The following is a 17059-nucleotide window of genomic DNA, read 5'->3' as shown; positions in this document are numbered from 1 at the left end:
CCACCACATCGTGTTCGACGGCGTCTCCATCGCCGCGTTCCTGCGCGAACTCACCGCCGGTTACCGCGAGGCGCGAGCCGGACGCTGGCCCGGCGCGGCCCCCGTCGAGGCGACCTTCGCCGAGTTCACCGCCTGGCAGCGCGACCTCCTCGCGGGCCCCGAGGGCGACCGGCTGCGCGCCTACTGGCTGCGCCGCCTCGACGCGGCCACGGAGCCCCTCGCCCTGCCCTACGACCGCCCGCGCCCGCAGGTCCCCGGCTACCGGGGTGCCGCCGTCGAGGGCCGGATGGACGCCGAACTTGTCGACCTGGCACGGCGGTTCGCCGCCGAGAAGCGCACCTCGCTGTTCGCCGTCCTGCTCTCCGGCTACTTCACCCTGCTCCACCGCTACACCCAGCAGCGCGGCATCCGCGTCGGCACCCCGGCCGCCGGACGCCCGTCCGCGAGGTTCGAGGACACCCTCGGCTACTTCATGAACATGGTGGTCCTCCAGGCCGACGTGGACCCGGAGAACGACTTCGGCACCCTCGCAGGCCAGGTGCACCGCACGGTCCTGGAAGCCCTGGAACACGCCCACCTCCCGCTGATCACCCTCGCGGAGACCCTGCGCCAGGCGGGCCGCACCGACACCGCCGACCTCTTCCGGACCGCGTTCTACTTCCAGAACTGGGTGGAGCCCGGCGACCGCGACCCGGTGCGCGAGGTGTTCCACGGGGTGCACCAGGAAGGCGAGTTCGACGTCACCCTGGAGGTCGTCGAGGGCGCCGCCGACTGCGCGTACACCCTCAAGTACGACCCCGACCTCTTCGACGAGGCCACCGTGCGCCGCCTCGGCGAGCACTTCCTCGCCCTGCTGCGGTCCGCGCTCACCGAACCCGCCCGCCCCGTCGGCAGGTTGCCGCTCCTGACCGGCGACGAACGGCGGCAGATCGAGCGGCAGTGGGAGCAGGCACGCCGCCCCTACCCGCGTGAACGGACCCTCCCCGACCTCGTCGAGGAGCAGGCCGCTCGCCGCCCTGACGCCCTCGCCGTCACCAGCGACATCGAGCCCCTGACGTACCGTCAACTGACTGAGAAGATCGACCGGTTGGCCGGACACCTGAGGGCGGAGGGCGTACGGCCCGGCCGCGCCGTCGGCGTCCTCGTCGAGCGGGGCCACCTGCCCGTCGCGCTGCTCGCGGTGCTGAAGGCGGGCGGGAGTTACGTCCCCCTCGACCCCACCTTCCCGGTGGACAGGCTGAGTTACATGGCCGAGGACGCCGGACTCCACCTCGTCCTCACCACCGCCACGGCCGAGAGCGCGCTCGGCGGGATCACCGTACCGAGGCTCCGGGTCGACCAGCTCACCGGGCGGGCCGACATCCCGGGGCGGGCCGCCGGGCCCGACGACACGGCGTACACCATCTACACGTCCGGATCCACCGGGCGCCCCAAGGGAGTCGCCGTACCGCACCGGGCGCTCGTCAACTTCCTCGTCTCCATGAAGGACGAGCCCGGGTTCGGGCAGGACGACACGCTGCTCGCGCTGACGACCGTGTGCTTCGACATCGCGGCGCTGGAGCTGTACCTGCCGCTGATCACCGGCGGGCGGGTCGACATCGCGCCCGCCGACGTCGCCAAGGACGGCGTCAAACTCCGCCGCCACCTGGAGAGGTGCGGCGCGACCGCTATGCAGGCGACGCCGAGCACCTGGAAGATGCTCCTCGCCACGGGGTGGGCCGGCGACCCGTCGCTCACCGCGCTGTGCGGGGGAGAGGCGCTCGACCAGGACACCGCCGACGCCCTGGTCGAGCGCACTCGCACCGCCTGGAACCTCTACGGCCCCACGGAGACGACCATCTGGTCCGCCGTCGGCCGTCTCACCCCCGGCGGCCCGGTCACCCTCGGGCGGGCCGTCGCCAACACGCAGCTCCTCGTCCTCGACGCGCACGGCCAGCAGGTCCCGCCCGGCGTCCCCGGCGAACTCCACATCGGCGGCGACGGATTGGCGACCGGATACGTCAACCGCCCCGACCTCACCGCCGAACGCTTCGTCCCCAACCTCATCGCCCCCGACCTCTCCCCGCGCCTCTACCGCACCGGCGACCTCGTCCGCGCCCTGCCCGACGGCACGCTCGCATACCTCGGCCGCGCGGACACCCAGGTCAAGGTGCGCGGCTACCGCGTCGAGACCGGCGAAGTCGAGGCGGCCATGCGGAGGTTGGCCGGGGTCACCGAGGCCGTCGTCGTACCGGCCGCAGCCGCGGGCGGCAACGGGGTCATGCTGCGCGGCTTCTACACCGGGACCGGGGAGCCGGTCGACCCGGCGCCGCTGGGCGCCTGGCTGCCCGAGTACATGGTCCCCGATGTGCTGGTCCCGCTGCGGGAGTTCCCGCAGACACTCAACGCCAAGACGGACCGCGTACGGCTCGGATCGGCCCCCCTCGACGAACTGCGCGCGGCGTACGGCGAGTCGGGCACAGCGCGAGCTGTAGCCGTACCGGACAGCCCTCTTGTCGGCGAACTGGCCCGCCTCGTCGCCGAGGTCGCCGAAGTCGCCGAGGACCGCGTCCCGAAGGACCGCCCGCTCGGTGAACTCGGCCTGAACTCCGTCGGGTTCACGACGCTCAGCACCCGCATCGGCACCGTGCTCGGCGTCGAGGTCTACCCGACCGCCTTCTACCAGTACCCGACCGTCACCGGCATGGCCGCCCATCTCCTGCACGCACACCCGGAGTTGCGCGCCCGCTTCGGGGCCCAGACCTCGGCCGCCCAGGCGGCCCCCGTCGAGGCCGCCCGGACCGAGAACAGCGCCGGGATCGCCGTCGTCGGCATGGCCGGACGCCTCCCCCGATCCCCCGACCTGGACGCCTTCTGGCAACACCTCGCCGACGGCGACGACTTGATCCAGGAGATCCCCGCCGACCGCTGGGACTGGCGTGCCGCCGAAGGGTCCCGCTCCCGCTGGGGCGGGTTCGTCCCGGACGTCGACCGGTTCGACGCGAAGTTCTTCGGAATCTCGCCGCGCGAAGCCAGGCTCATGGACCCGCAGCAGCGGTTGGTCCTCGAAACCGTGTGGACGGCGCTGGAGGATGCCGCGATCCGGCCCTCCGAACTCGCCGGGCGCCGCGTCGGCGTCTTTCTCGGCGTCACCAACTCCGACTACCTGGAGGTCCAGCGCGCCGCCGGACAGGAGACCGACGGCCACACCATCACCGGCGCCGCCCTGTCCATCATCCCCAACCGCGTCTCCTACCTCCTCGACCTGCGCGGGCCCAGCGTTGCCGTCGACACCGCCTGCTCCAGCTCCCTCACCGCGATCCACCAGGCGGTCTCGGCGCTGCGCGACGGCTCCTGCGACCTCGCCATCGCGGGCGGCGTCAGCCTCATCCTCGACCCGTCCCTGTACGTCGCCCTCAGCAAGAACGAGATGCTCAGTGAGGACGGCCGCTGCAAGGCGTTCGACAGCCGCGCCAACGGATACGTACGCGGCGAGGGCGTAGGAGCCGTCGTCCTCAAGGCAGTTGACGCCGCCGAGCGCGACGGCGACCCCGTCCACGCCGTGATCCGGGGCTCCGCCGTCAACCACGGCGGACGCACCAACTCCCTCACCGCGCCCAGCCCCGACGCCCAGGCCGAGGTCATCACCCGCGCCCACCGCAGCGCCGGGACCGACCCGGCAGCCGTCGGCTACATCGAGGCCCACGGCACCGGCACCGCGCTCGGCGACCCCATCGAGGTGACCGGACTCCGCACCGCCTTCACGCAGTTGTACGAGGACGCCGGGCGCCCGCTGCCCGCCGTACCGACGGTCGGCCTCGGGTCGGTCAAGAGCAACGTGGGACACCTGGAGGGCGCCGCCGGGATGGCGGGGCTGTTCAAGGTGGTCCTCGCGATGCGGCACGAGATGATCCCGGCGAGCCTGCACGTCGTCGAGGAGAACCGCTATCTCGACCTGGACGGGGGGCCGTTCAGGATCGTCACCGAGCCGACCCCCTGGGAGCGCGCCGGGTCGCTGCCGCGCCGGGCCGGACTCAGCTCCTTCGGGTTCGGCGGGGCGGGAGCCCATCTGGTGCTGGAAGAGGCGCCGTTGGAGGCTGCGGGCGCCGATGAGGGCGGGCCGGTGCTGCTGGTCCTCTCCGCGCACAGCAAGACGGCACTGACCGCGTACGCCGGACGGCTCGCCGCGCACCTGCGCGAGGGCCGCACGTCGCTCGCGGACGTCGCCCACACACTCCGGGTCGGCCGTGAACCCATGCCGCAGCGGCTCGCGTTCGTCGCCGGCGACCGGGCGGAGGCGCTCGCCGCGCTCGACGCGTTCGCCGCCGGGGAACCGGTGGGGCACAGCGGCCGGGCAGGGAAGGGGCGTGCGCAGAGCGCGTCCTGGCTGCGGTACCTGGACTCGCTGATCGCCGAGCACGAGCTCGAAGCGCTCGCCGAACTCTGGGTGGAGGGCGAGGAGTTCGACTGGTCAGGGCTCGCCGACAGGGCTCGCCGGGTGCGGATTCCCACGTACGTGTTCGACCGGGCCCGGCACTGGGTGGAGAGCGGCGCCGCCGCAACAGTGGCGCATCCCCTCCTCGATACCGTCGACCCCGGCGAGTGCGCCAAGCGCCTCACCGGAAACGAGTTCTACCTCCGCGACCACCTCGCCGACGGGACCCCGATCCTGCCGGGCGTCGTCCTGCTGGAGATGGCCCGCGCCGCCGCCGAACTCACACGCGGCGACGGGCAGTTGGCCAAGCGGGTCGAGGACGTCACCTGGGCCGCGCCCATCCGTACCGGCACGGGAGACGTCACCGTACGGATCAAGCTCGACCGGCAGCCGGGGCGCACCGGGTTCGAGGTGCTCACCGGGGGCGGACGGCCGCATGCCACCGGTACGGTCGTCACCGCAGCGCAGGGGGAGCGGCGGACGCTGGATCTCGGCGCGGTGGAGGGGCGTTGCTCCGGGCGGACCACCGGGGCCGAGTACTACCGGCGCGTCGACGCGACCGGGTTCCACTACGGTCCCTCCTTCCAGGTCGTCGAGTGGCTCGCGACCGGCGACCGGGAGGCCCTCGCACGGCTCGTCACCCCCGCTCACCTGCGGGAAGACGCCGGAGACTATCGGTTCCACCCCGCGCTGATGGACGCGGCCCTCCAGACCGCCGGAAGCATCGCCACGGGCGAGGACGATCCCGCCGCGCCCGCGCATCTGCCGTACTCGGTGGGGGCCGTCGAGCTGCTCGCCGAGCGGCTGCCGGAGAGCGGGCATGCGCATGCCCGGCGTACCGACGACGGCTCGACGCCCGGCGTGAGGGTCTTCGACATCCTGGTGACGGACGACGACGGGGTGGTGGCCGCCCGGATCGAGCGGTTCACCCTGCGGGCGCTGCCCTCCGCGAAGAGCGGAGACGAGCCGTTGGTCGCCTTCGAGCCGTACTGGCGGGAGAGCGCACCGGCGCCGGCCGCGCCGCCCAGGACCGTGCTGCTGGTCGACGGGGCCCGGCGGGGGATCGGGGCGCGGGTCGCGGAGCGGACCGGGGCCCGGGTCGTCAGCGTCGAGCCCGGTGCCGGGTTCGAGCCGTCGGAGTTGGCCGGGCCCGTCGGGATCGTCCATCTGGCGGGTGACGGGTTCCATGAGGCGCTCGCGCTGTGCCGGGCGTGGATCTCGCGCAGCGGTGGGGAGGCCCGGTATCTGTACGTCCACCCCGAGGGCGCGCCTGAGCATGCCGCGATCAGCGGGCTGGCGCGGGCCGTGCGGGGGGAGTATCCGGGGCTGCGGATGAGTGCGGTGGCGTGCCCTGCGGACGCCGACCTCGTGGCGGTCATCGCCGCCGAACTGGGCTGTGCCGAGGCGCCTGTCGAGGTTCGTGCGGACGGTGTACGGCGGCTCGTCGGCGCGTGGCGCCCGGCGGAGCTTCCCGTTGCGGGCTCCGGGGTGTTCGCCGCGCCCGGCGCGCACATCGTCACCGGAGGGACCGGGGGGATCGGGCTGCACCTCACCGAGCGGCTCGCCGCGCACGGTGCGGACATCGTCCTCGCCTCCCGGAACCAGCCTTCGGCCGAGGTCGTGGAGCGGGTGGCCCGGCTCGCGGGTACGGGGGCGCGGATTCTGCACGTCGCCGCCGACGTCACCCGGCGCGAGGATGTCGCCGCGCTGGTCCACGCCGCCCGCGAGCACTCCGGGCGGATCGCCGGGGTGCTGCACGCGGCCGGAGTGCTGCGGGACGGGTTCGTGCTGTGCAAGAACCGGGACGAGGCCGATGCCGTGATCGCCCCCAAGATGCTGGGCGTTCGGTGGCTGGACGAGGAGACCCGGGAAGAAGAACTGGAGTACTTCGCCGCGTTCTCCTCGACCGCCGCCGCGTTGAGCAGCGTCGGGCAGTCCGACTACTCCTACGCCAATGCCTACCTCGATCACTTCGTCCTGGGGCGCGAGCAACTCCGCGCCCGGGGCGAGCGGTTCGGGCTGAGTCTCTCCGTCAACTGGCCCTTGTGGCGGGACGGCGGGATGACCATGGACACGGCCGCCCAGCAGGCCATGCGGCGGGAGTTGGGGTTCGGGCCGCTGGCCACCGGGGTCGCGCTCGACGGGCTTGAGCGGGCGTTGGGGGGTGCCGCGCCTCGGCTGCTGCTCGCTGCCGGGGATGCCGGGGTCATCCAACGGGCGCTGGAGAGTGAGCATGCGGCGCCGCGCGGGGGGTCGGCCGATGCCGGTCGCCGGGCTGCTGATGTCGGGGGTGCCGCGCTTCAGGAGGTGGCTGAGGGGTTCTTGCGTGAACTGCTCGCCGGTGAGCTGAAGATGCCGGTGGAGGAGATCGATTCCGATGAGCAGTTCGATCGGTACGGGATCGACTCGCTGTTGGTGTTGAGCCTGACCCGGGAACTGGAGGCACGGTTCGGGGAGTTGTCGAAGACGCTGTTCTTCGAGTACTTCACGGTGGCCGAGTTGGCGGGGTACTTCGTGGAGCAACACGGGGAGAAGCTCGCGGAGTTGGTGGAGGGCCCGGCTCCGGCTTCGGCTGCGGACTCGGTGGTCGAGGAGCCGGTGGCGGACGCCGGTTCGGGAGAGGCCCGGTCCGCCGTGCCGGCGAGCGTGTCCGACGACGACATCGTCATCATCGGCGTCAGCGGTCGCTACCCCGGCGCCGACGACCTAAGGGAGTTCTGGCGCAACCTCCGAGAAGGCGTCGACTCCGTCGAGGAGATCCCCGGCGACCGCTGGGACCACGCCCGGTGGTTCGACCCCGACCGTGACGCCGTCGGCAAGTCCTACTCCAAGTGGGGCGGGTTCCTGCGGGACGTCGACCGGTTCGACCCCCTGTTCTTCCGGATGTCCCAGGTCGAGGCCGAACACATCGACCCCCAGGAGCGCATTTTCCTGGAGACCGTCTGGCACCTCCTGGAGGACGCCGGAGTCACCCGCTCCGCGCTCGCCGGCAGCCGTACCGGTGTGTTCGTCGGCATGATGTACGGCCACTACCAGCTGTACGGCGTCGAAGAGGCGCTGCGCGGTGAAGGGGCCGCGACCTCCTCGTCGTACGCGTCCGTCGCGAACCGTGTCTCGTACTTCTTCGACCTCGACGGGCCCAGCGTCGGCCTGGACACCATGTGTTCGTCCTCCCTCACAGCGATGCACCTCGCCGCGCAGGCGATCCGGGCCGGGGACTGCGACACGGCCGTCGCGGGCGGCGTCAACATCTCCAGCCATCCGCTCAAGTACCTCCAGCTCAGCCGGGGCGGGTTCCTGTCCACGGACGGGCGGTGCCGGAGCTTCGGCGCGGACGGCGACGGCTACGTGCCCGCCGAGGGTGCCGGGGCCGTGCTGCTCAAGCGGCGGTCCGCCGCCGAGTGTGACGGGGACCGGATCCTCGCCGTCGTCAAGGCGTCCGCCGTCAACCACGGTGGCGCGGGCAAGGGGTTCAGCGTGCCCAACGCCCGTGCGCAGGGCGACCTGATCGGTACGGCGCTCGAACGGGCGGGGTGGACTGCCGCCGACCTCGACTACATCGAGGCCCACGGCACCGGGACATCTCTCGGCGATCCCATCGAAGTCACCGGCCTGCTGCGGGCGTTCGGCGGCCAGGACCTCGGCGGGCGGAAGATCCCGATCGGCTCGGTCAAGTCCAACATCGGTCACGCGGAGTCGGCTGCCGGGATGGCCGCCGTCACCAAGGTGCTGCTCCAGCTCCGGCACGGCCAACTCGCTCCCTCGCTGCACGCCGACCCGCTCAATCCCAACATCGACTTCGAGTCGGCGCCCCTGCGCGTTCAGCGCGACCTCACCGAATGGGCGCCTCGCGTCGACGCGGGCGGGCGTCCCCTGCCGCGCACGGCTGCTGTGAGTGCCTTTGGTGCGGGCGGGTCCAACGCCCATGTCCTGTTGGAGGAGTACGTGCCGGCCCACCCCCGACCGAACCCGCAGGCCGTCACTCCGTACGTGTGCACCCTGTCAGCCCGCGATGCCGATCAACTCGGTGCGTACGCCGCCGACTTGGCGGACTTCCTCCGCGCCGACGGCAAGGACACGCATCCGGCGTCCCTCGCGTACACCCTTCAGACGGGGCGCGAGGCCATGGCCCACCGGGTCGCCGTGGTGTACGAGGACCGTGCCGAACTCCTGGGGCGGCTGGACGCGTTCGTGAAGGAGGACGCCGAGATTCCGGGCGTCTGGACCGGAGTCGTGCGGCGTAACGCGCGGGGTGCTGCCGCGTCCGGTTCGGAACCCCGTGCGCTGGCTGCCGCTTGGGCCGCCGGTGAGGTTGTGGACTGGCGTGTGCTGTACGAAGTGCCGCCGCCGCGTGTGGAGTTGCCGGGGTACCCGTTCGCGGGGGTGCGGTGCTGGTACGGGTCGGCTGTGACCGAGGCCCCCGAAGTGGTCAGGGTCAAGGAGGAGTTCACCCTCACGTCCGCAACCCCTGTCGTCGCCGGGCACCGCGTGGCGGGCCGGCTCCTGCTGCCCGCCCTCGCCTATGTCGACCTCGTCCACCAGGCGTTCCGCAAGCAGGGGTTCGCGTACGACAGCCTGGAGCTGCGCGATCTGACCGTCCTGCGTCCCTTGGCGGTCACCGCCGAATCCCCCGTCCGGATCACCCTGGATGCCGAGCGGTCCGCCCCGGACCGGTGGACGATCCATATCGCCGAGCAGAGCGGACAGGCTTACGCCACCGCCGAGTTGGTGTCGACGGAGGCTGTGAGGTTCCCTGAGGCTCAGCCCCCTGCCGTTCCGTCGCCGTCGGCCGTCGGCCAGGACCTTGGCGCCGTGTACGACCGGGACGCCGGACTCGGGCAGGTCTACAGCGGGGCCGTGCGGGCCGGAGGGCAAGTCTGGCGGGACGAGGAGCAGTTGATCGCCGAGCTGACCCCACCGCCGGGTGCCGCCGGCAGTGGGCACCTCTTCCATCCCGGGCTGATGCTCGGTGGCGCGGTGGCGGCGGGTGCGTTGCTGGCGGACGTGGCCGAGGGCGGGTTCTTCCTGCCGATGTACGTGGAGTCGTTCCGTGCGGCGGCTCCGCTCAACGGTGCTTGTACGGCACGGGTGTTGCGGTCCTCGGTGAGCCGTCGCGACGAGATCGCCCGCATCACCGTCGAGTTCCTGTCCGGTGACGGGCGCAAGATCGCCGAACTGCGGGGCATGGCCAGCAAGTTGATCCGCTCCGAGGCGCCGCGTCCGACGGGCGTGCCGACTGGCGGGACGTCGCTCACGGTCACCGAGGATCGCGTACGGCGGCTGATCGCGGACGCGTTGAACCGGGACGCCGGGGAGCTGGAACCCACCGTCGGCTACTACGAGTTGGGCATCGACTCGGTCAGCGTGCTGGAACTGGTCGGGCAGTTGGAGCGGGAACTCGGCAAGAGCCTGCCGCCCACGCTGTTGTTCGAGTACACGACCATCCGGGACCTCGCGGCATACCTGGACGAGCACCATCCCGTCGCCGCGCAGCCCCCGGCCGGGACGCGGCTGCTCACCAAGGAGTGGGAGCCCGCCGCCGCAGGCCCTCGAGGCCAACTGCCCAGCCCTGTAGCCCTCCTGGCCACCCCCGGCTCGCGCGCCCTCGCCGATCGCCTCGCCCGTGAACTGCCGGACGCCGAGGTCGTCACCGACCTGTCCGCCCACCCCGACCGCTTCCGTGCCTGCGTCGACCTGACCGGCTGCGCGCACACCGGACCGGTCGGCGGGCGCTCGTACGGCGGCGACGCCTGGCTGCCGTGGCTCCAGCGCCTCGTGTCTCGCGCCTCGGCCGCCGAACCGGTCGTGCTGCTCGGTGTCACCCGGGGGTTGGAGGGCGGCGAGCGGATCGACCTCGCGGGCGCCGAGCGCGCCGGGCTGTACCGGATGCTCCAGAGCGAGTACGCCAACGTCCGTTCCCGGCACGTCGACCTGGACCCGCTGGACGACGACGTGACCGCCGTCCGGCAGCTCGTCGCCGAACTCGCCGACGCCGGAGAGGAACCGGAGGTCCGCCACCGCGCCGGGCAGCGGCAGCGGGCGGTGTTGCGGGAGAACCCCGGAGTCGGCGGACTGCCGCCCTTCAGCGGGGAGTTCGGGGCCGACGAGGCGTTGTTCATCACCGGCGGGACCGGCGGTCTGGGGCTCGCCTTCGCCCGGTATGCCGTACAGCACTGGGGAGTTCGGCGGCTCGTGCTGATCGGGCGGAGCCGGTTCCCCGACCGTGCGGAGTGGGAGGCCCGGCGCGGTGACGACGCCAGGTTCGAGGCGCTGCTCGGGCTGGAGCGGGCCGGGGCGGACGTGCGAGTGGTGTCCCTGCCGCTGGACGGTTCGGCGTCGGGGCAACTGGAGCGTGTCGTACGGGAGTCGGGGGCCGTCGGCGGTGTCATCCACTGTGCCGGGGTCGCCGACCGGGAGAACCTCGCCTTCGTCGGCAAGCCCGGGGACGCCGTCGGGGCCGTCGTGACGCCCAAGGTCGCCGGGCTCGATGCCCTGGTGGCCGCCTTCGCCGGGCATTCGTTGCGGTTCTTCGCGATCTGCTCGTCCGTCGCCGCCGCCGTGCCGAGCGCGGCTGTCGGGCAGAGCGACTACGCCATGGCCAATGCCTATCAGGACTACCTCGCCGCCGCTCGGCCGCACGGGCTGCCGCTGCTCAGTGTGCAGTGGCCGTCGTGGAGCGGGGTCGGGATGGGGGACGAGAACCCCGGGCCCGCCTATCTTCGCACCGGGCTCGGGAGTGTGACCGAGGCCGAGGGGACGGCTCTGCTGGATCACTTGCTGCGCCGGGGCGCCGGGCCTGTCGTGCTGCCTGCCGTGGTCCACGACGCCGACTGGAGCCCCGAGTTGCTGACGGGGCGCCGTATCGGGGCGGAGCGGGCTGAGGTGGTCGTACGGAAGCCGGTCGGTGCTGGGAAGCCGGTCGTGGTCGAGCCGGTCGGGGGTGAGGCCGTCGAGGCCGCCGGTTCCTGGCTTCTCGGGCTGATCGCCGAGCAGTTGCACTTCGACGCCGGTCAACTCGCCGTCGACGTACCGATCGAGGACTTCGGGACCGACTCGATCGTGATGGTGCAGCTGCTGCGGAAGGTCGGGGGACGGCTGGGGGTGGAGGTCGATCCGACGGCGTTCATCGAGCATCCGACGGTCGAAGGGTTCGTGGGGTGGCTGGCGGCGGAGCATCCCGGGGAGTTCGCGGCGGCGTTCGCGGGCGAGGGAGGGGCTGAAGACGCGGGCCCTTTTGAGCCCGGGCCCGCTGCGGAGGCTCGGCCCGTTGATGAACGGGCGCCGCACGACACCCGGCCCCGCGATGGCGGCATGGCAGCGGTGCCGGTGGCCCAGCACGACGCCGTCGATCCTGTGCCGCCCGTACGTCACGACACCCGCCCCCACGACATCGCCGTCATCGGCATGTCCGGCCGCTTCCCCGGTGCACCCGACCTCGACGCGTACTGGAAGCTGCTGAGCGAAGGGCGTTCGGCCATCTCCCCTGTCCCGCCCGCGCGTTGGGGCGGTGACGGGAGTCTCGTCGCCGGGCTCGTCGAGCGGGACGGGTTCGATCCCGCGTACTTCCTGCTGTCCGACGAGGACGCCGAGGCGATGGACCCGCAGGCGCTGGTCCTCCTGGAGGAGACGCTGTTCGCGCTCGCGGACGCCGGGTACGCGCCCGCCGACGTCAAGGGGCAGGAGGTCGGTGTGTACGTCGGTGCCCGCAGCCGGCATCTCCCCGACGACGAGACGCTCAGCCGGACCCGGAACCCGATCGTCGCCGTCGGCCAGAACTACCTCGCCGCCAACGTGTCCCGCTTCTTCGACCTGCGCGGACCCAGCGTCGTCGTCGACACCGCGTGCTCCTCGGCCCTCGTCGCCCTGCACTCCGCCGCGCAGGCGCTGCGCGACGGCGACGCGGAGGCGGCCGTGGTCGGCGGGGTGACGCTCCTCGCGGACGACGCCGGGCACCGACTCTTCGACCAGCGCGGGGTGTTGAGCCCCGAACCCGCGTTCCACGCCTTCGACCGGCGCGCGCGGGGGACCGTGCTCGCGGAGGGCGCCGGGGTCGTCGTACTGAAGCCGCTGGACCGGGCCCTCGCCGACGGGGACCGGGTGCAGGCGGTGCTGAAGGGGATCGCCGTCAACAACGACGGGCGTACGGCCGGGCCCGCTTCGCCGAACCCGGTCGCTCAACGGGCCGTGATGGCCAAGGCGTTGGCGCGCAGCGGGAAGCGGGCCGAGGACGTCACGCACATCGAGACCAACGCGGCCGGGTCCGCCGTGCACGACCTCGTCGAACTCAAGGCGATCCAGGCCGTGTACCGGGACGGTTCGCGGGCCGCGTGCAGCCTCGGGTCCGTGAAGCCGAACATCGGGCATCCGCAGTGCGCCGAGGGGATCGCCGGACTTATCAAGGTCGTCCTGATGCTGCGGGAACGGCAGTTGGTGCCGTTCCTGTCGGGGCAGGAGCCGCCGGAGCACTTCGACTTCGCGGCCACGCCGTTCATGTTCGCGCGGGAGACGCGGAGTTGGCCTCACGCGCCGCTCGTCGCCGCCGTGAGCTGCTTCGCCGACGGGGGGACCAACGCGCATGCGGTGGTGGAGGGTTGGAGCGGTCCGGGAGGCGGACGGGCCGCGTTGAAGCGGCCTGAGCTGGCGCGGCGGATGCTGCCGGGGGCGGATGCCGGGGGAGGACGGCCGAGCGACCACGCAGGAGAGCGGCAAGCCGCTGGCACAGCGGATCGGCAAGCCGCCGTCGCGCAAGCCCGGAAAGCCGTGCGCTCGCATGAGCCCGGCCCCGTGTCCGGCCCCGTACCCGTCGCCGTGATCGGCCTCGCCGGCCGCTATCCCGGCGCCGACGACGTGACCGCCTTCTGGCGCAACCTCGTCGAGGGCCACGACGCCGTCACCGAGATCCCGGCGGACCGCTGGGAGTGGCGTGCGGAGCGGACCGCGTCCCGCTGGGGCGGGTTCGTCTCCGACGCCGACCGGTTCGACGCGGAGTTCTTCCGGATCCCCCGCGCCGAGGCGGAGATCACCGACCCGCAGGAGCGGCTGTTCCTCCAGACCTGCTGGGCGGCGATCGAGGACGCGGGCTACACCCCCGCCACCCTGGTCGAGCCCCGGGGCCCCGAACGGCGGCGCGCGGTGGGCGTGTTCGCCGGGGCGATGCACAAGGACTACGCCCTGATCGGCGCCCAGGCGGCGGAGGCCGACGGCAAGCGGCTCCCCGTCAGCCTCAACCAGGGCATGATCGCCAACCGCGTCTCGTACGTCGGCGACTTCCACGGCCCGAGCATGGCCGTCGACTCCCTCTGCTCGGCCTCCCTCACGACCGTGCACCTCGCGGTCGAGAGCATCGCCCGGGGTGAGAGCGAGGTCGCGATCGCGGGCGGTGTGAACCTGTCGCTGCACCCCGCGAAGTACCACACGTACGGCGCCGTCGACATGCACTCCACCACCGGCCGCTCCCGCTCCTTCGGTGCGGACGCCGACGGCTGGGTCTCCTCCGAGGGCGTCGGCGCCGTCGTCCTGAAGCCCCTGGACGCGGCCGAGCGGGACGGCGACCACGTGTACGCCGTGATCCGCTCGACCGCCGTCAGCCACGTCGGTGCCGGCAGCGGCGTCACCGTACCGAGCCCGGTCGCCCAGGCCGCCGTGGTCTCCGACGCGCTGGACAAGGCGGGCATCGACGCCCGCACGATCGGCTGCGTCGAGGCGCACGGCACGGGCACGAAACTCGGCGACCCGATCGAACTCCAGGGCCTGGTACGGGCGTTCCGCCGCCACACCGGCGACACCGGGTTCTGCGCGCTCGGCTCGGTCAAGTCCAACATCGGGCACGCCGAGTCGGCGGGCGGCGTCGCCGGGCTCACCAAAGCGGTCCTGCAACTCCACCACCGCACCCTGGTGCCGACGCTGCACTCCGAGACCGCGAACCCGCTACTGAGCCTGGACGACACGCCGTTCAGGCTCCAGCACGACGTACGGCCGTGGCCCGAGCCCGAGTCGGGGACTCCCCGGCGCGCGGGGATCAGCTCGTACGGCGCCACCGGGTCGCACGCCCATGTCGTGCTGGAGGAGTACACGCCGGATGCCCGACCGGCCTTGTCCGGGCCGCAGATCGTGCCGCTGTCGGCGCGGGACGGGGACAGGCTGCGGGAGGTGGCCGAGCGGCTGCTCGCCTTCCTGGGCGGTGAACGGACGCCGTCCCTCGCGGAGTTGGCCCACACCCTCCAGGTCGGGCGCGTCCCGATGGCGAGCCGGGCCGCGTTCGTCGCCGGGGACCTGGGCGAGTTGCAGCGGGCGCTGGAGAAGTACCTCGCCGGTGGCGCCGGGAATCCCTGGGGCGCTCCGGGAACCCCGCAGGACATCGAACGCTGGCTCGCCGACGGCCGGTTGACCGACCTCGCCGACCACTGGACCGCAGGCGGTGACCTCGACTGGCGGCGCCTGTGGCCCGGTGCGCGCCCGCGCCGGGTGCCGCTGCCGACGTACCCGTTCGCCCGTGAACGGCACTGGCACCCCGGTGCGGACGGGGGCCGATGACCGTGCGGACCGTCTTCATGTTCTCCGGCCAGGGCTCGCAGACCTACCAGATGGGCCGCGAACTCTACGACGAGGAACCGGTGTTCAGGAACGCCCTGGACCGCCTCGACGCCGAACTCGACACCTCCGTCGTCGCCCGCCTCTACGACCCGGCCCGCCGCGTCTCCGAACCCTTCACCGACACGGCGGTCACCCACCCGGCGATCGTCATGGTCGAACTCGCCCTCGCCGAGACCCTCATGGCGTACGGCGTCGTCCCCGACCTCCTTCTCGGCGCCAGCCTCGGCGAGTTCACGGCCGCCGTCCTCGCCGGGGTCCTCGAACCCGGCGACTGCCTGCGCAGGCTCGTCGGCATGGCCCACTCGGCGGGCGAGTCGGCACCCGGCGGCATGCTCGCCGTCCTCACCGACCCGGCCCTGTACCACCAGGACCCGGAACTGCACCGGGAGTTGGAGCTCGCCGCCCACAACTACGACGCCCACTACGTCGTCGCCGGACCCCTGCACGCTCTGGACCGCACCGAGGCGCTCCTCCTGGAACGGGAGATCGCCCACCAGCGCATCCCGGTGGCCCACGCCTTCCACTCCCGCCTGATGGACCCCTCCCGGCACGCCTTCGACGCGGTCTGGGCGGACGCCGAGTTCAAGGCGCCGCGTGTCCCGCTGGTCTCCAGCGCCACCGCCGGGCCGCTCACCGAGGTCAGTGCCGCGCACCTGTGGCGCGTCGCGCGCGAACCCATCGAATTCGCGGCGACCGTAAGGGAGTTGGAGGCGTCGGGGCCGTACCTCTACCTCGACGCCGGACCCTCCGGGACCCTCCACAACTTCGTCCGCGCCAACCTCGCCGCCCGCCCCGGCACGGGCTCCGAGTCGATGGCGCTGCTCACCCCGTTCACCCGTGACACACGGCAGTTGGCCCTCGTGAGGGACCGCGCCCCAGCGAAAGGCGGCAGCAAAGTGAAAGTGTTCGGCTTCCCCGGGCAGGGCTCCCAGGTCAAGGGCATGGGCGCCGACCTCTTCGACGCCTACCCCGACCTCGTCGCCCAGGCCGACGAGATCCTCGGCTACTCCCTGCGCGAGCTGTGCCTCGCCAACCCCGAAGGGCGCCTGAAACGCACCGAGTTCACCCAGCCCGCGCTGTACGCCGTCGAGGCGCTCACCTATCTCCGGCGCAGCGCGGAGGACCCGGTTCCGCCGGACTTCCTCGTCGGGCACAGCCTCGGTGAGTACGCGGCCCTGTTCGCCGCCGGGGTCTTCGACTTCGCCACCGGGCTGCGGCTCGTGGCCCGGCGCGGTGAACTCATGGGCCGCGCCTCGGGCGGAGGCATGGCCGCCGTCCTCGGCCTGGACCTCGACACCGTCCGGTCGGGCCTCTCCGACGCCGGGCTGACCGGCATCGACATCGCCAACCACAACGGCCCCGAGCAGATCGTCCTCGCCGGTCCCGAGGACGAACTCCTGCGCGCCCGCGCCCTGTTCGAGGACCGGGGGGCACAGGTCGTCGTCCTCAACGTCAGCGCGCCCTTCCACTCCCGGTACATGCGCGACGCCGCCGACGAGTTCCGGCGGCTCCTGGACGCGACCGAGTTCCGGGCGCCCCGCATCCCGGTCATCGCGAACGTCGACGCGCGCCCCTACGACGCCGAGCGCATCCGCGAGACGCTCGCCGGGCAGATCGTCGGGCAGGTCAGGTGGGTCGACACCGTACGGCGGCTGATGGCCGGAGGGGACTTCGAGTTCGTCGAGCTGGGGCCGGGGCGGACGCTTCAGAAGATGGTGGCGAAGGTGCGGGCGGGGGTCGCGCCGATGAGTGTGGAGGAGTTGGGAGAGCGCGGGGCGTCAACGCAGCGGCAGACGGCGGGCGTTGAGGCGTCGGCTGGGCCTGTGAGGGGTGTCGCGACGACCACGCTGACCGGGGGAGCGGCGGCACCGGTCGCCGGTCGGCCCGGCGGGGTGTCGGAGCCGGCGCGGGCCCAGGACCCGGCGTACACCGTGGCCCCGGTGACCGCCGCGTCCCCGGCAGCCGCCGAGCGCGCGGCAATCGTCGAGCGCGCGGCTCCCGTCGAGCGTCCGGCAGTCGCCGAGCCCTCAGCCCCCGCCATCAGCCCGGCGT

At 72.7% G+C, this 17059-nt stretch carries 2 protein-coding genes; both read left to right on the top strand.

What is annotated here, in order from left to right; translation table 11 throughout:
* The first annotated feature begins 10 nt into the window (after positions 1–10).
* Positions 11–14947 carry a non-ribosomal peptide synthetase gene (locus tag AOK24_RS47185; protein WP_055717997.1) on the top strand — a complete coding sequence of 4979 codons (14937 nt, stop codon included), beginning with the start codon at positions 11–13 and terminating at the stop codon, positions 14945–14947.
* Positions 14944–17059: ACP S-malonyltransferase (gene fabD, locus AOK24_RS00350; protein ID WP_240553587.1), on the top strand; the 2116-nt coding region annotated here is incomplete at its 3' end. The genes AOK24_RS47185 and fabD, both read left to right, overlap by 4 nt.

Origin of the sequence: Streptomyces niveiscabiei, from assembly GCF_001419795.1 — a bacterium.
In the GTDB taxonomy this organism is placed as follows: domain Bacteria; phylum Actinomycetota; class Actinomycetes; order Streptomycetales; family Streptomycetaceae; genus Streptomyces; species Streptomyces niveiscabiei.
Note: the sequence above shows the minus strand (reverse complement) of the source record. Positions and strands in the feature narration are given on the sequence as shown.